Raw genomic sequence first — 19,552 nt, 5'->3', positions numbered from 1 at the left:
CTCGAAAGCGCATGAGCCGAAGGCTCGAGTCTCGAGGCCTGAACGGCGAGACGGGCCTCGACCCTTTGAGGTGTCTCGCAAAACTCGACTCAGGCGGGTCGAGGCGGCATTCGACATCTCGGGTGGGTGTGTGGATGCCGGCTCGGGGTCGGCAGGCAGGTGTTGCGCGGGTCGGCTCGGGCCGCTCGTCCTCGGCCGGGCTGTGTCCGAGGGGGCGGGCTCGTGGTTACCGCTCGGACACCGCTGGGTGAGGTAACGATCGGCTCGTGGCCGGTCAGGATTCCGTTTGTGGCCGTTCGCGGCCCCTTGACTTCTGTTCCGCAAGGTGGCTCGTCTCGGCCATTCTCCTTCACGAGCCGTCTACGTCTCAGGTCGCGGAGCGGGTCCCTGTGATCAGGGGGATCCCTCGAGCGCTCTGGTCCTCGTCCGGCCTCGGCTCTAGGCTCGGATGATGGATACCGATCTGAATCAGGACGCGGTCACCACGGTCCGGGAATTCTTCACCGCGATGGAGATCGGCGCGCTGGACGAGGCGCTGGAGCTCGTGCATCCCGAGATCGTCTGGAAGAACACTTCGCTGCCGGATGTGCGCGGGTCACGCCGGGTCGGCAAGTTGTTGCGCGGTCTGGACCGGGAGCAGTTCGGCTTCTCGGCGGAGATGCACCATATCGCCGCCGAGGGATCGGTGGTGCTGACCGATCGCACCGATGTACTGCGGTTGGGGCCGGTGAACATCTCGTTCTGGGTGATGGGGACGTTCGAACTGCGCGACGGCCGAATCGTGCTGTGGCACGACCATTTCAGCTGGGAGAACTTCTTGCGCGGCACCGCGGTCGGGGTGGTGAAGGCGCTCTTCGGCCGCTGACCCGCCACACTGCTGTATTGCGCAAGCCGTTCGGGAGCGCTGCGAAACGCTCCCGAACGGCCGGGTCGTGCGCTGGACCCTAGGCGTTGGGCCCGTACTCCTCCAGCATCTCGGTGACCAGTGCGGCGATCGGCGAGCGCTCACTGCGGGTCAGCGTGATATGTGCGAACAAGGGATGCCCCTTGAGCTTTTCGATCACTGCGGCCACACCGTCGTGCCGGCCGACCCGGAGATTGTCGCGCTGGGCGACATCGTGGGTGAGGACGACCCGGGAGCCGCCGCCGAGCCGGCTCAGTACCGTCAGCAGGACATTGCGTTCCAGTGACTGGGCTTCGTCGACGATCACGAACGAATCGTGCAGTGATCGGCCTCGGATATGGGTCAGCGGAAGCACTTCCAGCATGCCGCGGCTGAGGACCTCCTCCATCACTTCGCGGCTGGCCAGGCCGTCCAGCGTATCGAAGACGGCCTGGGCCCACGGGCCCATCTTCTCGTTCTCGGTGCCGGGCAGGTAACCGAGTTCCTGCCCGCCCACCGCGTACAGCGGCCGGAACACGACGACCTTGCGCTGAGTGCGCTTCTCCAGCACCGCTTCCAGGCCGGCGGTGAGCGCCAGCGCCGATTTGCCGGTCCCGGCCCGGCCGCCCAGCGAGACGATGCCGACGCTCTCGTCGAGCAGCAGGTCGAGTGCGACCCGCTGTTCCGCGGACCGGCCGTGCAGACCGAACGCCTCCCGTTCCCGGACCAGCTGTACCCGTTTGTCCGGGGTCACCCGGCCGAGAGCGCTGGAGCTGCTCCCCAGCAGCCGGATTCCGGTGTGGCAGGGCAGTTCCCGGGCCTCGTCGAGATCGACGACCGATTCGCTGTAGAGCCGGTCGACGACTTCGGAGGCGGTATCGATTTCGACCATGCCCGTCCAGCCGGAGGTCACCACGTCCTGTGCGTGATATCCCTCCGCCGTCAGACCTACCGCGCTGGCCTTCACCCGCATCGGGATGTCCTTGGACACCAGCACCACCTGGCATCCTTCGGCCGCGAAGTTCAGCGCGCAGGCCAGGATGCGGGAATCGTTGCTCTCGGTGCGGAAACCGACCGGTAACACCGAGGGGTCGGTGTGGTTCAGTTCCACCTGCAACGTGCCGCCCTCGGTGCCTATCGGCAGCGGCTCGTCGAGCCGTCCGTGGGCCACTCGTAGATCGTCGAGCATGCGCAGGGCTTCACGGGCGAACCAGCCGAGTTCGTGGTGGTGCCGTTTACCTTCGAGTTCGCTGATCACGACCAGCGGTAACACCACATGATGTTCGCCGAACCGGGTCACTGCCCAGGGGTCCGACAGCAGCACCGAGGTGTCGATGACGAAGGTTTTCAAACCTTTCTGAATGAAGCGAGAATTCGCCGATGGGGCGGATACGGAGCGATTATCAGTCACGGTAGGCTCCTATGGTCTGCGCGGCACCCACACAGACAGTCTCGCTGGGCCGGTAGGTCCGGATGGCTGTCGACGCAGTGCGTCAGCGGCCACGAGGACCGGGTGCCGGCCCCCTCGTACTGAGTTTCTCAGCCACGGTCAGGACCTCCCGAGCGAGCCGCAACGTGCGACCCGCCACTCCGAAGCTACCTCCTCACCACCCCTGAGCGCTCGGAGAAATGCGGGAGGCTTTGATGAATTCGCTGTGAACGCACCTCGGTTTCAGCAGTTTCGCGCAGGTCAGGGTGGGTATTGGTGACCGTCGACCGATTCGGATCGGGTATGGGTCCAATTCGTCCTGTTCCGCTGTTTCGACGGTGTGTTCGCTCCGGGTTCGCCTCCGTCGCGGGCCGCCTCAATCGTGCAGCTGCTCCATGAGCACCGGAACATGACTGTGAACCGGCTCTTTGACCGCGGTGACCAGGGTGATCGGCGGGTCGGTGGCGGCACGGTGCCGTAGCCGGTCCAGGATCTCGCGGGCCGCGGGGGCATCGAGCTCGGCGCGATAGCGCTCGGTGAACTCGGCGCGGCGGTGGGCGGGGGCCTCGTGGAACCAGCGGCGCAGGTCGTCGGACGGGGTGATCTCCTTGGCCCATTCGTCGATCTGTGCCACCGTCTTGGCCAGCCCGCGCGGCCACAGGCGATCGACGAGGACCCGGTATCCGTCGCCCGGCTCGGGGGCCTCGTACACACGTTTGACCCGGAAGCCGGTCGGTGGGGTCGAGGTTTCGTCGGTCATCCGGTCATCGCAGCACGGTGCCCGGCCGAAGTGGGTGTGCCACGCGGGGTGGTCGCGGCAACCCGCGCCGAAACGGGCCCGGATGCCGGTACCGGGATTAGAGTCGGCGGTATGACCGAGAACGAGGAGTTGGACAAGCTCTCGTCGAAGGAGCTGCACGACCGCGCGGTCAAGCTCGCGGTGCGGCACGGTGATATCCGCTTCCTCTGGGACCTGCTGACCCGCATCCCGGCCGCGGAGGCCACGGCGGGCCGGACGGGGGAGAGCGAAGCCGATATCAAATGGGTGGTGCCGATGCTCGACGACTACGCCCACGCCGGTGAGGGCGAACTCGCCGAGGCCCTGCGCGGGTTCTATCTGGAATACCTGAACGAGCATTCCTGATCGGTCCGAAGCACGGAGAGGTCGTGCGGGCCGGGCCCGGCGGGTGGCGATCATCGCGTGATCACCACCCGTCGCCGGGGCCGCTCATTCGCCCCGGTGGGCGCCGAAGAACTCCGTGATCTCGGTCGCCATGAGATCCGCCGCCACATGATGCAGGTAGTGGCTGTGCACCTCGTGCGTCCGCCACGACACGATGTTGTGGTCGCGTTCGGCGAATCGCCGGATACCGTGGAAATCGCCCGTGGAACCGCACAGTGCCAGCGGCACCGTCGACGGTTCGCCGGGGGTGGCCGCCTTGCTCTTCTCGAAATAGTGTCGGATGGCCGAACCCGCGGTGCCGGTGAACCAGTGCACGGCGATATTGGTGAGCACGAACTCGTCGTCCAGGTCCGGCCCGAGCAACTGACTGTTCCAGCCGAGCAGTCCCGACGGTGAATCCGCCAGCGCGTGCGCGAGGGTCTGCGGCTGCTGTGACTGCAGCACATTGAATCCCATCTTGTTCTCGACGAACCAGTTCAGGGTCTCCAGCGACCGCTGCTCGTCGGCGTCCAGATCCGCCATTTCGGAAGGATCGCCGGATGGGAACGAATACACCTGTGCCACATGCATACCCACCACGCGATCGGGTGCGATCCGGCCCAGTTCCACCGAGATGGACGAGCCGCCGTCGTTACCCACCGCACCGTAACGCTCATAGCCCAACCGGTTCATCAGCTCGGCCCAGGCCCGGGCGATCCGCTGATCGTTCCAGCCCTGCTCGGTCGTGGGGCCGGAGAAGCCGTAACCGGGTACCGACGGGATCACCAGATCGAAACCCGCGGCGCTCAGCGGGTCGATCAGCTCCAGGAACTCGACGAAGGTTCCGGGCCAGCCGTGGGTCAGGACGAGCGGGAAGCCGGTGCCCTGCTGCGCGTGGACGTGCAGAAAGTGGATTCGCTGCCCGTCGATCTCGGTGACGAACTGGGGGTGGGTGTTGAGCCGCTCTTCCAGTTTCCGCCAATCGAGCTGCAGCCACCGGTCCGCCAGTCCGCGTACCCGGTCGACACTCACGCCGTACTCGTCACCGGAACCCGGGATCTGATCCGCCCAGCGGGTGCGCCGGAGGCGGTTGTGCAGATCGTCGATATCGGCCTGCGGGACCTCGACGCGGAAGGGCTGGATGGCGGCCATATCTGATCCTATCTCTGGAACGGAATGTTTTGTTCTGTTTGAAGATTAGCAGAACGGAACATTCCGTTTCAAGTGCTAGAGTTGCGGCATGCCGAAATCAGCCGAAACGCCTGCTCAGAAGCCGCTGTCCGGCCGCAGAGCCCAGGCCGCACGTAACGACAGTCTCGTCCTGGAGGCGGCGCGTGAGGTGTTCCTCGCCGAACCGAAGGCGCCGATCGCCGCCGTGGCCGAACGGGCCGGAGTCGGGATCAGCGCGCTCTACCGCCGCTATCCGAGCAAAGAGACGCTGCTGCGCACGCTCTGCCACGACGGGCTGCGTCGCTACAACGCGGAGGCCGATGCCGCACTGGCCGAGCCGGACGGCTGGCAGGCGCTGGTGGGGTTCCTGGAGCGGGTCGTGGACGCCGATGTGCATTCGCTGACGGTCCACCTGGCGGGCACCTTCACCCCCGATCCGGAAATGCTGCCCGATGTCGAGCACGCCGACGCGGCCACCGCGGAGCTGGTGCGCAGGGCGCACGAGACGGGGCGGCTGCGGGCAGATCTGACACCGCAGGACATCGGCCTGATCCTGGAATCGTGTGCGGCCATCTCCATGCCCGACAAGGAACGCGCCGGACAACTGCGACGCCGGGTCCTCGCCGTCCTGATCGACGGCATGGCCACCGACGGGGACCTGCCGGGCCCGCCACCGCGCCCGGGGGAGTTCGCGTGGCGCTGGAAACGCGCCTGAACCGCACCCGCCGCGCCGTGACCGGGTCAGCCGGCCGGCCTGCCCGCGTAGGCGTCCCGCATCACCCGCAGGTCGATCTTCTTCATCCGGTACATGGCCGAGAGCGCCCGGTCCACCGCGGCGGGATCGTCGCCTGCGAGCAGTTCATTGGCCTGGCTCGGCCAGATCTGCCACGGCACACCGTATCTGTCGTTGAGCCAGCCGCACTGGACCTCCTCGCCCCCGTCGGCGAGCAACGCTTCCCACAACCGGTCCACCTCGGCCTGGTCGTCGCAGTTGACCAGCAGCGACATCGCGTGGGTGTAGTGGTAGTCGCCGCCGCCGTTGATCGCCGTGAACTGCTGGCCGGCGAGTTCGAAGTCGACCAGCATCACCGTTCCCGCCTCGCGCATACCCGCCTCGGTATAGCGCTGAACCGCGGTGATCTTGCCGTCCGGGAACAGGGAGCAGTAGAACTCGGCGGCTTCCTCGGCCTGGGTGTCGTACCAGAGATTGGTGACGATCTTCTGCATGGCGATCCTCCTCGGCGAAACGGGCGGTATGCACTGACGACGGACCCTCCGACGCGAACTGATCGGCTCCGCCGGATTCGATCGATACTGCGGCACCGGCCCGGCGCAGCCGGCCCGACCCGCCGGACCCGGACGGATCGCGATCCGGGCCCGGCGGCCGTTCACTCGGAGATCTCGGCCCCCGTCCGCGGTGGCGGGCCGGCCTCGAGGCGGAGGAACTCCTCGTCGGTGAGCAGCCGGGAACGGATCAGGAACCGGACACCTTCCGGTGCCTCCAGCGAGAACCCGCTCCCGCGCCCGGGCACCACGTCCACCGTCAGATGGGTGTGTTTCCAGTACTCGTACTGATCCGCACTCATCCAGAACGGCGTATCCGCATCGACCTCGCCGAGCAGCACATCCTGTCCGCCCACCCGGAATTCGCCGCGCGGATAGCACATGGGCGCACTGCCGTCGCAACAGCCACCGGACTGATGGAACATCACCGGGCCGTGTCGCTCGATCAACTCGTGCAGCAGATCGGCGGCGGCACCGGTGAGCTCCACCCGGTTCGGGTCCGGCATCAGAAGAAGCCGAGCTTCTGCGGTGAATAACTCACCAGCAGGTTCTTGGTCTGCTGGTAGTGATCCAGCATCTGCGCGTGGTTCTCACGGCCGATACCCGACTTCTTGTAACCGCCGAACGCCGCATGCGCCGGGTAGGCGTGATAGCAGTTCGTCCACACCCGGCCCGCCTTGATCCCGCGACCGAGCCGGTAGGCGGTGTTGCCGTCGCGGGTCCATACACCTGCACCGAGACCGTAGAGGGTGTCGTTGGCGATCTTCAATGCCTCCTCGGTGGAGTCGAAGGTGGCGACCGAGACCACCGGACCGAAGATCTCCTCCTGGAAGATCCGCATATCGTTGCTGCCCTTGAAGATGGTCGGCTCCACATAGAAGCCGTTCGGGTAGCCGTCCACCGAGCGCGAAGCGCCGCCGGTCAACACCTCGGCACCCTCTTTTCTGCCGATATCGATATACGACATGATCTTCTCGAACTGGTCGTTACTGGCCTGTGCCCCGATCATGGTCGCGTCGTCGAGCGGGTCCCCGCTGACGATCGCCTTCGTGCGCTCGACACAGCGAGCCATGAACTCGTCGTAGATCGACGAATGCACGAGCGCCCGGGAGGGACAGGTACAGACCTCGCCCTGGTTCAGCGCGAACATCACGAACCCCTCGACGGCCTTGTCCAGGAAATCGTCATCGGCGGCCATCACATCGGGCAGGAAGATGTTCGGGCTCTTTCCACCCAGTTCCAAGGTGACCGGAATGATGTTCTCGCTCGCGTACTGCATGATCAACCGACCCGTGGTGGTTTCCCCGGTGAAGGCCACCTTCGCCACCCGCGGGCTCGAGGCCAGCGGTTTACCGGTCTCCACCCCGAACCCGTTCACCACATTGAGGACGCCCGGCGGCAGCAGATCGGCGATCAACTCCACCACCTTCATGATCGACGCCGGTGTCTGCTCGGCCGGTTTCAGCACCACCGCGTTACCGGCCGCCAGCGCGGGCGCCAATTTCCAAGTGGCCATGAGAATGGGGAAATTCCACGGAATGATCTGACCGACCACACCGAGCGGTTCATGGAAGTGGTAGGCGATGGTATCGCCATCGATTTCGCTGATCCCGCCCTCCTGGGCGCGGATCGCCCCGGCGAAATACCGGAAATGGTCCACGGCCAGCGGCAGATCCGCCGCCTTCGTCTCACGGACGGGTTTCCCGTTCTCCCAGGTCTCGGCGACCGCGAGCGCTTCGAGATTCTCCTCGATCCGATCCGCGATCTTGTTCAGGATATTGGCGCGTTCGGTGGTGGACGTAGCACCCCAGCCGTCGGCGGCCGCATGCGCGGCATCGAGAGCCAGCTCCACATCGGGGGCGGTGGAACGCGCCACCTCGCAAAATGTTTCGCCATCGACCGGTGACGGATTGTCGAAGTATTTGCCTTCGACAGGGGCGGTCCACTCGCCACCGATGAAATTGTCGTATCGGGCGGCATAGCTGACGATGCTGCCGTCGGCACCGGGCTTGGCGTAGGTCATGAGCTACTCCTCGAAGTGGATTCATGCGGTGCGCGGAGGCCGAAGCGAAGGCGGAGGCATCGCATCATGACGAACTCCTCGGTCGACTCGGGCGCTGAACGCACGCCGGATAAAGCGTGATGTACCTCACTATGCCGCTTTCGGCGGGGTGGCACCCGGCGTTCGCGGTGAATCGTGGGATCGATTTCCTGGACGGCCGGATCGTGGCAGGTACGGGCCGTGACATCCGGGAAAACCGGCGTTGACGGGGGTGAATGGTGGTCGGGATCCGCTCGGCGCGGAAGCGGGTAGGGCCGGGTCGGCCACTCCGGCCATGCCGAGAACCTATCGAGAACGGGCCCGAGCCTGCGGTGCGGTATCCGGCGCGGAGGTTGTCTCCGGTAACCGAGCCCGACATCCGCGGACCCTGGAGCGGGCGCTCGCGGGGTCGGTGCCCGGCCGCACCGGCGGCCTCCCACGGCTACCTCAAGGTCAACAGGAACGAGCGGTCGCGCGGCCGTGCCGGACGAACTCGGATGGTGAGTCGGACTGCGGTGCGGCGGTTCTCCGGGTTCGACGGAACCGAGGTGGGGGCGGTCGCGTCCAGTATGGTGAGTGAAGTTTACGGAAGGGTGGGCCGAGCGGTATGGATGTGGGGCAGGGGACCGCGAACACGCTGTATCAGCAGGCTGTGGCGGGGACATTCCGGATGGAGCGGGGGGCCGCGGAGCGGTGTGCGGCGGTGTACAAACGTTTGGTCGATACATGTGTAGACCAGCAGATCAGCGAGGTAACGCGCATTTATCGCCTGGAGGGATTCGGCGGATTCGGCTCGTCTGCGCAGCTTCAAAAAGGCTTTCAGGACAAGCACGTCCTCATGATTCAAGCGCTTTCCGGACTGAAAGAGGCCGCATTGCGAATGGCTGCGGCCTTTCTTCAGGCCGGGGGTGCGTTCGAAGAGGCGGATGAGATGAACAGGCGCGCGATTGATGCGGCAGGAGAGGTCCAGCAATGACGGCACTGTCGAAATGGGTGACTGCAACAGGTGTTTGCGCGCTGCTTATGCTGAGCGCTGGATGCGCGGAGGAGCGCGAAAGCCCCACTGCGGCAAACCCCGCGCCAGCGGACTCGCCGAGCACTTCGGAAAACTCGGCATCGCGCCCGACTCTCACCGCGCCGAATTTGCAGCCGCCGTCGCAGCAGGGCGAGTACACCGATGAAGGACGTGCGATGGTTGTGTTCGATCCGTGTACGTGGATCAGCGACGATGCTGTGGTGCGCGCAGGCCTGGACCCGGCAAGCCGCCGTCGTGGTCGGGATGTGATTACGGAATTCACGTTTCTGACTTGCGATTTCGACGGCCTGAACTGGGATCTGCAGATCGATTCCGGGAATGCGAGCTGGCAAGAGGATCTGACCAAGAACGGCGCAATCAGTGAGTCGTTGAACATAAATGGCCGGGAAGCGATGTGGGTTCGTGATCCGCGCTTGGTGAAGACATGCGATATCCACGTCCGGACCGAGGTCGGCTTCGTGATCTTCAGTACATCGAGAACTTTCGAAGGCTCAGAGGCCGGACTGGACCGGTGCGCTGGCGCCCTGCACATCGCTGAGACTCTCGAACCTTCCATCGGCGTGGGTAACTGACCGTGAGTGGGGAGCAGCAACCACCCTCTGCGTTGGGTCCCGGGCTCGGTATCGCTCCGTCTGCCGTGTATGACCGAGCGGCGGGACAGCAGAGCCAATCAGGCGCGGAGCACTTCGGGGCTCAGGTTTCGCACGGAGGTCGAGACCCTTCGTACATCACCTCGATGGAGCAATTCGAGGGACTGTCACATGAGGAGATCTGTGCGAAGGTCGAGGAGATGGCTCCCGGCCTGATGCATGCTGTCGCCGACGTCTACGACGCAGCGGCAATTGCTTTGAGTGGCGGCTTGTTCGGCGCCCATCTGGCGATCCAACGAGAACTCTCCGATGGAATGGGCGGGCAGTTCGCCGACGCTGCCGATCAAGCCGCGCGGAAGTTCTACGATCAGGCGACGGATGTGCAGGAAGTAATCCGCTCTGTCGCGTTTAGGATCAAGGCGGCGGCCTACGGCGCCGAAGTAGTGAAGAAGTCGGTTCCGCCTGTGCCTGTTCAGATAGGGTCTGCGGACCCGGCGATTTCCACCACTGTGGTCGATCCCGCTCAGATCGCCCAGACGGTCGTCGGTGCCACCGACCCCGCCGCTGCCGCTGCGCTGGATCGCTTCAAGGAAGAGCAGCGGCTGGTCGCGGTCGAGGCCATGAACCTGTCATACAAACCCACATATCAACCCGCGGGCGATGGGGTCCCGACATTTGTCCCGGTCCAGGCACCCGGCGACGGAACGGATTCTCCTGTTCCGGGCGGGACTTCGACCGCCGGCCCCGACGGCAGCAGCGATACGACGTCTTCCAACCCCTCCGGGGACACTTCCGGTGCCGAAACACCCGGTGAGAACGAGACTCCGGGCGAAGACACGGAAACCACAGGTAGCGAGGAGGATTCGCAGACCACGTCCGCCGGTACCGACGACAGCCCGACCACTCAGCAGCCGAGCAGCACCACAACCGGAGCCCCGGTCGGTGACCCGCAGCGTACGACCCCGTCGACCACGACCACCGGCTCGCCGTCCGGTTTTCCCGCCGGGATGCCCGGCGGCGCACCGCAGAATCAGACGCCGGGTAAGACGGTGCCGGGCGCGCCCGGAAGCCCCGGCGCTCCCACGGCAGGCTCCGCCGTTGCTTCGACCGCCGCGGGCGCCACTCGAGGCATGTCGGGGATGCCGGGCATGATGGCGCCGGGGGCGGGAAAACGTGGTGGTGAGGATGATGGCGAGCACAAGACCCCCGATTATCTGATCCAGGATCGTGAGGAAGAGCTGTTCGGACCGCGAGCCGTCGTTCTGGGTGGGGTTCTCGGTGCGGATGCGCCCGCCGCGCAACCTGCGGACGATCGTGGGGACCGGCGGTGAAATGGGAGTTCGCGCCGGACGAGTTCATGCATATCTGGCAGGAGACGGGTCGGGACCGGTATCCGTATCCGTTGGAGGTGCGGTCGTCGGTGCGCTGGGAGGACGAGTTCCAGCGGTTGGTGGCACGGATCGCGACCACCTATCCACGCGGCGGTGACCCGGATCTGAGCGGGGCGCTACGGATCGCCGCCGATCCCGAGCACACCCTCACGCTCTCCGGTAGCCGGCGTCACCGGATCCGCGCCTACGGTGGGTTCGCCGGGAATACGGCTGTCACGATCGTGCAGTTTCCGGGAACTTCCACGGATTTCGACGGGAAGTTCGTGATCCAGTCCGGTTCGCCCGAGATCGTCCCCAGGATCTTCCTGCAGATACTCGGTGAACTGCCCATGGGTACTCGGCCTCCGCTGGTGGAGAGTATCGATCGGCTGCGTGACACCTATGAGGTCTGGAACGGCGGCAGGCCTCAGCCGGCCGACCGGATGCGCCGGCTGCTGAAGGCGCCGCGCGCGGGTTCCGGGTTCCTGGAGGCGCGTCACCGGTTGTGGGATCCCGATCCGCCGCCGCCTCGCTATCTGAGCTGGTTCGATGTGGTGGACGACGGGCGCTACATCTATCGCCATCGTTTCCAGGACTTCCATATCGACCCGATCTCGCACGCGGAGTTGCGCCGTGAACTCGACCGGCTCGTTTCCACCCGTGCTGCTCGGTCCGGTGTCGACGACCGGGAGCCGAGTCGATGAGCCGGTGATCGTGAGGGCCGGTGCGGGGTTCGACCGCGCAGCGGCCGACGCGCCCGGTGGCGGTGGGGCCCACCGTCGGGTGGTCTCGACGGTGGGTGGACCGGTGACCCAGACCTCACGCGTGGCACGCCGACATCGCCCGGAAGCGGCATAGGGTCGGAATCATGAGCGAGGAGAAGCAGTACCGCATCGAGCACGACACCATGGGCGAGGTTCGGGTACCGGTGGACGCGTTGTGGCGTGCCCAGACTCAGCGGGCGGTGGAGAACTTCCCGATCAGCGGGCGCGGGCTGGAGCGGGCGCAGATCCGGGCGCTCGGGCTGTTGAAGGGGGCCTGCGCGGTCGTCAACCGCGACCTCGGACTGCTCGATCAGGAGCGGGCTGCGGCGATCGTCGCGGCCGCCGGTGAGATCGCCGAAGGACGCCACGACGACCAGTTCCCGATCGACGTCTTCCAGACCGGATCGGGGACCAGCTCGAATATGAACGCCAACGAGGTGATCGCGTCCATCGCGGCCGGTCACGGCGTCACGGTGCATCCGAACGATCACGTGAACATGTCGCAGTCGTCGAACGACACCTTTCCGACCGCGACGCATCTGGCCGCCACCGAGGCCGTGATCAAGGATCTGCTGCCGGCGCTCGAACATCTGCGGCTGGCACTGCTGGACAAGGCCACCGAATGGCGCACCGTGGTGAAATCGGGACGCACTCATCTGATGGACGCCGTACCGGTGACGCTCGGTCAGGAATTCGGTGGCTACACGCGGCAGATCGCGGCGGGTATGGAGCGGCTGCTGGCGACGCTGCCGCGGCTGGGTGAACTGCCGATAGGCGGCACCGCGGTCGGGACCGGCCTGAATGCGCCTGCCGGGTTCGGCGAGAAGGTGGTGGCGGAGCTGGTGCGGACCACCGGGATCGACGCACTGACCGAGGCCGAGGACCATTTCGAGGCGCAGGCGGCGCGCGACGGATTGGTGGAGGTCTCCGGGGCGCTGCGAACTGTCGCGGTGAGTTTGACCAAGATCGCCAACGATATCCGCTGGATGGGGTCGGGGCCGCTGACCGGCCTCGGCGAACTACAGCTTCCCGACCTGCAGCCCGGCAGTTCGATCATGCCGGGGAAGGTGAATCCGGTACTGCCGGAGGCGGTTACCCAGGTGGCGGCCCAGGTGATCGGGAACGATGCGGCGGTCGCGTTCGCCGGGGCGGGTGGGCATTTCGAACTGAACGTCTACATCCCGGTGATGGCCCGCAATGTGCTCGAGTCGATCCGGCTGCTGGCGGCGGTATCGCGGTTGTTCGCCGACCGGTGCGTGCACGGGTTGACCGCGAATGTCGAACGTCTCCGTACGCTGGCCGAATCCTCCCCGTCGATCGTGACCCCGCTGAATTCCGCGATCGGCTACGAGGAAGCGGCGGCGGTGGCCAAACAGGCGCTGCGCGAGCAGAAGACGATCCGGCAGACGGTGATCGATCGCGGGCTGATCGGCGAGCAGCTCAGCGAAGACGAACTCGATCGCCGCCTCGATGTTCTGTCCATGACGAATATCGACAACGACTGAAGCGGGCAGCGCCGTCTCACAGGCAGCGGGACGGCGCTGCCGCCGCCCGGCAGGTGAGTGCGACGCGACCGCGGATCGGCGATCGCGTCGCACTCCGAAACGGATTCAGGACCGGAACCGCGCGAGCTCCTCGCGAGCCGCTTCGCCGGCCTCACCGAGATCGGTCCGGCCGAACACATCCCAGCGCCGCAGCAGCGGCGCGAAAACCAGTTCGTCCTGCTTCGCCGGATCGTAGATACCGGCATCGGCCAGCGCCTCGTCGCTACTGCGCCCGTCGGGCAGGGCGAGCGACGGGACCCGGAACGCGGCGACCTGGTCGGCGATGGCCCGCATGGTCTGGTCCGGGGCTTCGGCGAACCCGGCGGCGACGAGATCGGCGAAAACGGCGGCCTGCATCTCGTCGTCCTTCGCGATCCGGTCGCTGATCGCCGTGATCAGCGGGTTCTCGCCGATCGCCGCCGTATTGCGGTGGCGAATGGCCGAGGCCGTCTCCTCGAACGCGCAGGCGGCCAGTACATCCAGCAGATGCAGCGCTTCGCGCCGGAATCCGTCGGTCATATGGCCCATCCGTAGCCGTTCCAGCTCCACCGGGTCGCAGGCCCGGGTGACCATCAGGTAGTTGCGGATCACGATGGAGTGCCGGGCCTCCTCGGCGGTCCAGCGGCCGACCCAGCGCCACCATGCACCGGTGCGCAGGTATTTGCCGACTTCCCGGTGGTACGCGGGCAGATTGTCGGCGATCAGCACGCTCACGGTGAGCGCCAGCCGGGCGGTATCGCTGAGTTCGGACTGGGCGGGGTCCCAATCCGAGCCGCCGAGGAACGCGAAGTTGCGGCCGTCGTCCCACGGGACGAAGTCGTGCGGCTGCCATTCATCGGCGATATCGGTATGGCGCCGCATGGTCAGTTCCACCTCTACCGCGAGTGATTCCAGCAGGTCGCGGTCGGTCAACAGTTTCTGCACGCACACACGGTAGCGGGTCGCACGAAGATTGGTGAGAGTCCCGGGGTCGGGTTGGGTTATCCAGGCGATCGCGCGTTCCCGGGCAGGGACTGCGCACAATCCGCGGCGCTCGCCGGATGTGAACACGGATTCCGGAACCTGCGGTGCGGAGCCGCCGCAAAGCGATGGGGCGCCCGCCGTAGCGGACGCCCCATACTGTGGCTTATCAGTTCTCGGTGACCGTGGTGGAGCGGTCCGAGGAGTTCCAGGTGATGGTGCCGCCCTCGAACTGGCTCTCTTTACCCTCGGGGGTGGTCTCCTCGTCGGAGGTCGGGAAGCCGAGCTTGCCGTCGGCTCCGCCGTTGGCCTCCCAGGCTTCGCGGATATCGCCCCAGACGATATGGGCGCCGGTGTCCTCGCTGAAGAAGATGGTGCCGCCGACGAAGTTCTGGTAGCGGCCGCCGTCCCCGGCGACCTGCTCCGCACCCTCCGGCATACCGAGCGTGCCGGTCGGGCCGCCCGCATCGGTGTACTTCTGATAGATGCTGCCCTTCACGGTGACTTCCTTACCGTCCGGGGTCTGTACGGTGGTTTCCCCCGCATCGGCGTTGGGGTCCTCGTCGGGTGTGGCCGAACCCTCGGCGCCCGTCGTCTCGGTGGGCGAACCCTGGGCGCCGGGGGAGGCGGACGGTCCGTTGGTGCCGTTGCCCGGCATGACCGCCGAGGTCAGGGAGCCGACTGTATCCGACACCGAGGTGTCGTCGTCACCGCAGCCGGTGACGAGCAGGCCCGCGGCGGCGAGTGCCATGGTGAATCCGGCCGAACGTCGAGCGAAGTGGTGCATGTCCATCCTCTCGCGACAGGCCGGCGTGATGGACGGACGTGTGCTGGTGGTCATCACTCCGGCGGAGAATTCGGCAACGCAACGGCTACCCAGCGCAAGCTCCGTGACGCTGCCAGTTCGGTGGCCACGCGGATATTACCCGCAATAATCGAGGATATGGTCGGATGCCGGATATTTGCTGCGGCACGGCGGTGGCGGATGGCTATCGTGGTCGACGCAGCCCCGGCACGAGGCCCGGGTGCGATGCCCCGGACCTCGTGCGGAGATCAGGGCAGCGGCGGAGCGGCGTGCTCGTCGCCGTGGAAGTCGACCGACGAGTACTCGCGCAGTTTGGTGAGGCGGTGATAGGCGTCGATCATGCGCACGGTGCCCGATTTCGACCGCATCACGATCGAATGGGTGGACGCGCCGCCGCCGTAGTAGCGCACGCCGCGCAGCAGATCACCGTCGGTGACGCCGGTGGCACAGAAGAAGACGTTCTCCCCGGCCACCAGATCTTCGGTGCTCAGTACCCGGTCCAGATCATGGCCCGCGTCGATCGCCTTCTGCCGCTCCTCGTCGTCCTTGGGGGCGAGTTTGCCCTGTAACGCACCGCCCATACAGCGCATCGCAGCGGCGGCGATGATGCCCTCGGGAGTGCCGCCGATGCCGACGAGGACATCGGTGCCCGAATCGGGTCGCGCGGCGGCGATGGCGCCGGCCACGTCACCGTCGGAGATCAGCCGGATGCGAGCGCCGGCGTCGCGGATCTGCTGGATCAGTTCGCCGTGCCGGGGCCGATCCAGGACACAGACAGTGATATCGGAGACCGAGGCCTTCTTGGCCTTCGCCACCCGGCGGATGTTCTCGCGGATCGGCAGTGAGATATCGATGACATCGGCGGCATCGGGTCCGACCGCGATCTTCTCCATGTAGAACACGGCCGACGGGTCGAACATGGCGCCGCGCTCGGCGACCGCGAGCACCGAGATCGCACCCGGCGAACCCTTCGACATCAAGGTGGTGCCGTCGATCGGATCGACCGCGAAATCCACCTCGGGGCCGGTGCCGTCACCCACGTTCTCACCGTTGTACAGCATGGGCGCTTCGTCCTTCTCGCCCTCGCCGATCACCACGATGCCGCTCATGGATACGGAGCTGACCAGCTGCCGCATGGCATCGACGGCCGCCCCGTCACCACCTTCTTTGTCGCCTTTGCCCACCCAGCGGCCCGCCGCCATGGCACCGGCCTCGGTGACGCGGACGAGTTCGAGCGCGAGGTTGCGATCGGGTGCCTCGCGGCGGCTCGAAGCGGTCGAAGATGCCGTCATAGCGGGTGCCTCCTAGGTTGTGTAACTTGCCGTAATTGTCGCATCGCCGGAATACCTGCCGGTGATCACCTGGTACGGCAGTACCGGGGGCGGCGGGGCCTCGCTCCTACCACGATGGATACTGGGACCGTGCCGAACAAGAAGCCACGCATCATGAACGACTACCGGGATCTGGTCTGGTCGCTGATCCCGTTGGTGCTGATCGCCGTGGTGTTCGCCGGACTGACCAGTCAGTGCAGTTTCTCCGCGAGCGGGCCGACGCAGGGCACGATTCCCAGCTTCGACGCCCCCGCGGCGCTGCGCTCGGACGCACAAAACCTCTCGTTCCCGATCCGCGAACCGGAGCTCCCGCCGAACTGGCAGGCCAATTCCGGTAGTCGCGACACCATCACCGAACGCGGCGGCGGCACGGTGAGCACCATCGGATACGTCACCGGCGCGGGAACCTATATGGAGCTCGACCAGAGCGAGGCCACCGAGCAGGTGCTGGCCGGGCATATCGCCGCCGGCCGCTACCCCTCGGGCACCCGGGATATCGCCGGGCGGAAATGGGTCGTATACGAAGAGCCGGGGGCCGAACCCGCATGGGTCGCGGATTTCGGTGAGAGCCGGGTACTGATCCGCGGCGCCGGTAATCTCGAGGCATTCCAGACGCTGGCCACGGCGGTGGGAGCCGCCCGGCCGCTGCCGGCCGGTTAGGCCCCGCGGGCCGTTCGGCCCGGCCGGAACAGCAGCCGGTCAGTTCCGCTCGTCGGAGTCGGCGAGCGCCTTCTCGATCCGCTGCCGCGCTCCGGCGAGATGCTCCTCGCACCGGTCCGCGAGCGCCTCACCCCGCTCCCACAACGCGAGGGCGTCGTCGAGATCCATCCCGCCCTGCTCCAGCATCTTCACCACATTGGCCAACTCGTCCCGGGCACGTTCGTAGCCGAGGCCCGCGATATCGGCCAGATCCTCGGCACTGGTGTCGGACACGGTCAGGTCCTCTCGGTTTCGTCGGAGCCGGCGGTCCGGCGGGTGGGGGAGCCGTGCTCGCCGACCGGGGTGGTCCCGAGCGCGGCCGCGGAGATCGCGCCGTCGCCGACGCGGATACGCAGTTGGCTGCCGGCGGGGGCATCGCCGATCGCGCGCACCACATGCCGTTCGGGTCCGTTCACCCGCTGCACGACAGCGTAACCGCGGGCCAGCGTCGCGGCCGGACCGACCGCCGTCAGCTGCCGCCGCAGATGGCCGGCGGTCACCGACTCCGCCCGGATCAGGCTCTCGGCGCTGCGGCGCGCCGCGCCGCGCAGACGCTCGATCTCCTCGTACCGGTGGCCGAGATCGCGCAACGGATCGGCCAGTACCGGCCGCGACCGCAGCTGTTTCAACGCGGCAGTCTCCCGCTCGACCCAGCCGCGCAGCGCCGCCGCCGAACGGGAACGCAGTTCGCGCACGGTCGCCGTCTCCGCGGCGGCATCGGGGACGACCCTTTTGGCGGCATCGGTCGGCGTGGCGGCCCGCAGATCGGCTACCAGGTCCGACACCGGGGAATCGGGTTCGTGCCCGATGGCGCTGACGATCGGGGTGGTCGCGGCGACAATGGCCCGGCACAGCGTCTCGTCGGAAAACGGGAGCAGATCCTCCACGCTGCCGCCACCACGGGCCAGCACGATCACCTCGACGGCCGGATCGCGATCCAGCGCGGCCAAGGCGTCCAGGATCTGCGGAACCGCGGACGGCCCCTGCACGGCTGTATTACGAACCTCGAAACGCACGGCCGGCCAGCGGTCCCGGGCCACGCTCAGCACATCGTGTTCCGCGGCACTGCCCCGGCCGGTGATCAGCCCGACCGTGCCCGGCAGAAACGGGACCGGGCGTTTGAGCCGCGGATCGAACAAGCCCTCCGCATCCAGCAACGCCTTGAGCCGCTCGATCCGCGCCAGCAGTTCACCGACCCCGACCGGCCGGATCTCGGAGATCCGCAACGACAGGCTGCCGCGACCGGGAAAGAACGAGAGTTTGCCGTACACCACCACCCGGCTGCCCTCCTGCAGCGGAACGGCGGAACCACGCAACAGCGCGGGATCACAGGTCACCGACAGCGACATATCGGCGGCCGGGTCGCGCAGAACGAGAAAAGCAGTGCGGGTACCGGGCCGCAGATTGATCTGGGTCAGCTGCCCCTCCACCCAGATACTGCCGAGCCGGTCGATCCACTGGGCGACCTTCATCGACACCGAACGCACCGGCCACGGCTGCTCGGCGGAATTGGCGGGTGCCCCCGCTTGCCCGGGCCGGCCGGAACCGGTCCGGCCGACCGCGGGCGCGGGATCGGCCTCGGTCACTGGGCTCGCACGGTGGCGATCCGGTTGGTCAGCATGGTCACGAACGCCGCGCGGTCGCGAGTGCTCTGCTCGTAGTCGAGCAGAGCGACCAGATCGGCGACCGTGAGCGTGCGCAGCCGGCCGCGCAACTGGGCGAGGGTCATATTCGGGTAGTCGTAACGGGCACCGACCTCGGGAAGTTCGGGCTCGGGATCGGCCGGACCGGGTTCGGCGAGAGGTTCCGGATCCGCCGACGCGGCGGACCCGGGCCCCTCGACCGGGGCGGCGTCGGCCACATCATCGACGGTCGCACCGATATCGAAAGTGGCCTCGGCGTCGAAGGTGCGCGCGGCGGGAACCGCACTGCCGTTGTTCTGGATCGCCCGCAACCCGGCCAAGGTCTCCTGCAGCGCCAGTTCCACCTCGACCGGATCGGACTCGAACCGGTCGAAACCGCTGTTCCGGCGGTGGGCCGTGGCGCCCGGCTCACGGACCGGCGAATCATCGTCCTCGTCGAAGGTGGCCCATTCGGGCTGCTCCTCCGGGCGGTTGACGATCCGGTCGAAAACCGAATCACCCTTGATCGCGAGACTGGTGACGAACTGCTGGACGTGCATACCCGTCTGCAGTAGTTGGCTCACTGCGGTCAACGGCAATTTCGCCGCGGTCGAAGGCAGCCGTCGCGTCTCCTCGAGAACGTAGACGGCGGCTCCGGCGGCGACGCGGGCCAGAAACGGTGGTCGAAACATACCAACAGCCTGCCCGATATAGCATGGTCCGCAAAAGAGGGCGCGGGCTGTGTTCATTTGCGCCGCCTTCGGCGTCGCGGGCGGGGCCCTCGTGACCCCGGTTCTTCACTCCTGCGCTCCTCCGCTTCGCTCCCCCGCTCCGTCGCTCCAGAACCGGGGCGGGCCCCGCC

At 66.7% G+C, this 19,552-nt stretch carries 21 protein-coding genes; 9 read left to right on the top strand and 12 right to left on the bottom strand.

What is annotated here, in order from left to right; all coding sequences use genetic code 11:
- Window positions 1–451 precede the first annotated feature (451 nt).
- The gene (locus tag ACWCPQ_RS34020; RefSeq protein ID WP_449906956.1) at window positions 452–865 is read left to right on the top strand and encodes a limonene-1,2-epoxide hydrolase family protein; all 414 of its coding nucleotides are present in this window, start codon (window positions 452–454) and stop codon (window positions 863–865) included.
- Window positions 866–944: 79 nt separating this feature from the next.
- On the opposite strand, the gene ACWCPQ_RS34015 is transcribed toward ACWCPQ_RS34020, so the two are convergent.
- Complete coding sequence (locus tag ACWCPQ_RS34015; protein WP_449906954.1) at window positions 945–2,294, bottom strand: PhoH family protein; 1,350 nt, start codon at window positions 2,292–2,294, stop codon at window positions 945–947.
- 394 nt (window positions 2,295–2,688) lie between these two features.
- On the bottom strand, window positions 2,689–3,072 hold the full coding sequence (locus ACWCPQ_RS34010; protein WP_449906951.1) for a DUF488 domain-containing protein: 384 nt from the start codon (window positions 3,070–3,072) through the stop codon (window positions 2,689–2,691).
- A gap of 111 nt (window positions 3,073–3,183) precedes the next feature.
- Here ACWCPQ_RS34010 and ACWCPQ_RS34005 point away from each other — a divergent pair, with 111 nt between their 5' ends.
- The gene (locus ACWCPQ_RS34005) at window positions 3,184–3,456 is read left to right on the top strand and encodes a hypothetical protein (RefSeq protein WP_449906948.1); all 273 of its coding nucleotides are present in this window, start codon (window positions 3,184–3,186) and stop codon (window positions 3,454–3,456) included.
- A gap of 84 nt (window positions 3,457–3,540) precedes the next feature.
- Here the strand turns inward: ACWCPQ_RS34005 and ACWCPQ_RS34000 are convergent, their stop codons facing one another.
- Window positions 3,541–4,626 carry an epoxide hydrolase family protein gene (locus ACWCPQ_RS34000; RefSeq protein ID WP_449906945.1) on the bottom strand — a complete coding sequence of 362 codons (1,086 nt, stop codon included), beginning with the start codon at window positions 4,624–4,626 and terminating at the stop codon, window positions 3,541–3,543.
- 88 nt (window positions 4,627–4,714) lie between these two features.
- Between ACWCPQ_RS34000 and ACWCPQ_RS33995 the strand changes: the two genes are divergently transcribed.
- Window positions 4,715–5,359: a TetR/AcrR family transcriptional regulator gene (locus ACWCPQ_RS33995; protein WP_449906942.1), complete on the top strand. Its 645-nt coding sequence runs from the start codon at window positions 4,715–4,717 to the stop codon at window positions 5,357–5,359.
- Between the two features lie 26 nt (window positions 5,360–5,385).
- On the opposite strand, the gene ACWCPQ_RS33990 is transcribed toward ACWCPQ_RS33995, so the two are convergent.
- From ACWCPQ_RS33990 to adh, 3 genes are all read right to left on the bottom strand, one after another.
- Entirely contained in the window at window positions 5,386–5,871 is a 486-nt protein-coding gene (locus ACWCPQ_RS33990) for a VOC family protein (RefSeq protein ID WP_449906940.1), read from the bottom strand.
- Window positions 5,872–6,032: 161 nt separating this feature from the next.
- Window positions 6,033–6,434: a DUF779 domain-containing protein gene (locus tag ACWCPQ_RS33985; protein WP_449906937.1), complete on the bottom strand. Its 402-nt coding sequence runs from the start codon at window positions 6,432–6,434 to the stop codon at window positions 6,033–6,035.
- Window positions 6,434–7,951, bottom strand: a complete 1,518-nt coding sequence (gene adh, locus ACWCPQ_RS33980; protein ID WP_449906934.1) for an aldehyde dehydrogenase — start codon at window positions 7,949–7,951, stop codon at window positions 6,434–6,436. The genes ACWCPQ_RS33985 and adh overlap by 1 nt, the downstream gene beginning before the upstream one ends.
- Window positions 7,952–8,576: 625 nt before the next feature.
- Between adh and ACWCPQ_RS33975 the strand changes: the two genes are divergently transcribed.
- From ACWCPQ_RS33975 to ACWCPQ_RS33955, 5 genes are all read left to right on the top strand, one after another.
- A complete protein-coding gene (locus tag ACWCPQ_RS33975) occupies window positions 8,577–8,945 on the top strand; it encodes a hypothetical protein (RefSeq protein ID WP_449906931.1) in 369 nt (122 codons plus the stop codon).
- Window positions 8,942–9,577, top strand: coding sequence for a DUF3558 domain-containing protein (locus ACWCPQ_RS33970; RefSeq protein ID WP_449906928.1), 636 nt, complete (start codon window positions 8,942–8,944; stop codon window positions 9,575–9,577). The genes ACWCPQ_RS33975 and ACWCPQ_RS33970 overlap by 4 nt, the downstream gene beginning before the upstream one ends.
- A 164-nt stretch (window positions 9,578–9,741) precedes the next feature.
- Complete coding sequence (locus ACWCPQ_RS33965; protein WP_449906925.1) at window positions 9,742–10,926, top strand: hypothetical protein; 1,185 nt, start codon at window positions 9,742–9,744, stop codon at window positions 10,924–10,926.
- Window positions 10,923–11,669: an ESX secretion-associated protein EspG gene (locus ACWCPQ_RS33960; RefSeq protein ID WP_449906923.1), complete on the top strand. Its 747-nt coding sequence runs from the start codon at window positions 10,923–10,925 to the stop codon at window positions 11,667–11,669. Before ACWCPQ_RS33965 ends, ACWCPQ_RS33960 begins: the two co-directional genes overlap by 4 nt.
- Before the next feature lie 164 nt (window positions 11,670–11,833).
- Window positions 11,834–13,234 carry a class II fumarate hydratase gene (locus ACWCPQ_RS33955; protein WP_449906920.1) on the top strand — a complete coding sequence of 467 codons (1,401 nt, stop codon included), beginning with the start codon at window positions 11,834–11,836 and terminating at the stop codon, window positions 13,232–13,234.
- Between the two features lie 105 nt (window positions 13,235–13,339).
- Here ACWCPQ_RS33955 and ACWCPQ_RS33950 read toward each other — a convergent pair whose 3' ends face one another.
- The 3 genes from ACWCPQ_RS33950 to glpX form a co-directional block, all read right to left on the bottom strand.
- Window positions 13,340–14,197: an acyl-ACP desaturase gene (locus ACWCPQ_RS33950; RefSeq protein WP_449906917.1), complete on the bottom strand. Its 858-nt coding sequence runs from the start codon at window positions 14,195–14,197 to the stop codon at window positions 13,340–13,342.
- A 205-nt stretch (window positions 14,198–14,402) separates the two neighbouring features.
- Window positions 14,403–15,020: an LGFP repeat-containing protein gene (locus ACWCPQ_RS33945; protein ID WP_449906914.1), complete on the bottom strand. Its 618-nt coding sequence runs from the start codon at window positions 15,018–15,020 to the stop codon at window positions 14,403–14,405.
- 266 nt (window positions 15,021–15,286) lie between these two features.
- Window positions 15,287–16,330, bottom strand: coding sequence for a class II fructose-bisphosphatase (glpX, locus tag ACWCPQ_RS33940; RefSeq protein WP_449906911.1), 1,044 nt, complete (start codon window positions 16,328–16,330; stop codon window positions 15,287–15,289).
- Window positions 16,331–16,459: 129 nt separating this feature from the next.
- Here glpX and ACWCPQ_RS33935 point away from each other — a divergent pair, with 129 nt between their 5' ends.
- Window positions 16,460–17,029, top strand: coding sequence for a DUF4245 domain-containing protein (locus ACWCPQ_RS33935; protein WP_449906908.1), 570 nt, complete (start codon window positions 16,460–16,462; stop codon window positions 17,027–17,029).
- Between the two features lie 39 nt (window positions 17,030–17,068).
- Here the strand turns inward: ACWCPQ_RS33935 and ACWCPQ_RS33930 are convergent, their stop codons facing one another.
- The 3 genes from ACWCPQ_RS33930 to ACWCPQ_RS33920 all read right to left on the bottom strand — a co-directional run bounded on the left by ACWCPQ_RS33930 (window position 17,069) and on the right by ACWCPQ_RS33920 (window position 19,382).
- Window positions 17,069–17,302 carry an exodeoxyribonuclease VII small subunit gene (locus ACWCPQ_RS33930; RefSeq protein WP_449906904.1) on the bottom strand — a complete coding sequence of 78 codons (234 nt, stop codon included), beginning with the start codon at window positions 17,300–17,302 and terminating at the stop codon, window positions 17,069–17,071.
- A gap of 2 nt (window positions 17,303–17,304) precedes the next feature.
- The gene (gene xseA, locus ACWCPQ_RS33925) at window positions 17,305–18,555 is read right to left on the bottom strand and encodes an exodeoxyribonuclease VII large subunit (RefSeq protein ID WP_449906959.1); all 1,251 of its coding nucleotides are present in this window, start codon (window positions 18,553–18,555) and stop codon (window positions 17,305–17,307) included.
- A gap of 95 nt (window positions 18,556–18,650) precedes the next feature.
- Entirely contained in the window at window positions 18,651–19,382 is a 732-nt protein-coding gene (locus ACWCPQ_RS33920; protein WP_449906901.1) for a lipid droplet-associated protein, read from the bottom strand.
- Between the last annotated feature and the right edge of the window lie 170 nt (window positions 19,383–19,552).

Source organism: Nocardia sp. NPDC001965 (genome assembly GCF_053594175.1).
This window is presented reverse-complemented; position numbering and strand designations above follow the sequence as displayed.

Bases quoted from the DNA above. Each gene is read 5' to 3' on its own strand.
- ACWCPQ_RS34020 (WP_449906956.1), top strand. From the start codon at position 452: ATGGATACCGATCTGAATCAGGACGCGGTCACCACGGTCCGGGAATTC.
- ACWCPQ_RS34010 (WP_449906951.1), bottom strand. From the start codon at position 3,072: ATGACCGACGAAACCTCGACCCCACCGACCGGCTTCCGGGTCAAACGT.
- ACWCPQ_RS34005 (WP_449906948.1), top strand. From the start codon at position 3,184: ATGACCGAGAACGAGGAGTTGGACAAGCTCTCGTCGAAGGAGCTGCAC.
- ACWCPQ_RS34000 (WP_449906945.1), bottom strand. From the start codon at position 4,626: ATGGCCGCCATCCAGCCCTTCCGCGTCGAGGTCCCGCAGGCCGATATC.
- ACWCPQ_RS33995 (WP_449906942.1), top strand. From the start codon at position 4,715: ATGCCGAAATCAGCCGAAACGCCTGCTCAGAAGCCGCTGTCCGGCCGC.
- ACWCPQ_RS33990 (WP_449906940.1), bottom strand. From the start codon at position 5,871: ATGCAGAAGATCGTCACCAATCTCTGGTACGACACCCAGGCCGAGGAA.
- ACWCPQ_RS33985 (WP_449906937.1), bottom strand. From the start codon at position 6,434: ATGCCGGACCCGAACCGGGTGGAGCTCACCGGTGCCGCCGCCGATCTG.
- adh (WP_449906934.1), bottom strand. From the start codon at position 7,951: ATGACCTACGCCAAGCCCGGTGCCGACGGCAGCATCGTCAGCTATGCC.
- ACWCPQ_RS33975 (WP_449906931.1), top strand. From the start codon at position 8,577: ATGGATGTGGGGCAGGGGACCGCGAACACGCTGTATCAGCAGGCTGTG.
- ACWCPQ_RS33970 (WP_449906928.1), top strand. From the start codon at position 8,942: ATGACGGCACTGTCGAAATGGGTGACTGCAACAGGTGTTTGCGCGCTG.
- ACWCPQ_RS33965 (WP_449906925.1), top strand. From the start codon at position 9,742: ATGGAGCAATTCGAGGGACTGTCACATGAGGAGATCTGTGCGAAGGTC.
- ACWCPQ_RS33955 (WP_449906920.1), top strand. From the start codon at position 11,834: ATGAGCGAGGAGAAGCAGTACCGCATCGAGCACGACACCATGGGCGAG.
- ACWCPQ_RS33945 (WP_449906914.1), bottom strand. From the start codon at position 15,020: ATGCACCACTTCGCTCGACGTTCGGCCGGATTCACCATGGCACTCGCC.
- glpX (WP_449906911.1), bottom strand. From the start codon at position 16,330: ATGACGGCATCTTCGACCGCTTCGAGCCGCCGCGAGGCACCCGATCGC.
- ACWCPQ_RS33920 (WP_449906901.1), bottom strand. From the start codon at position 19,382: ATGTTTCGACCACCGTTTCTGGCCCGCGTCGCCGCCGGAGCCGCCGTC.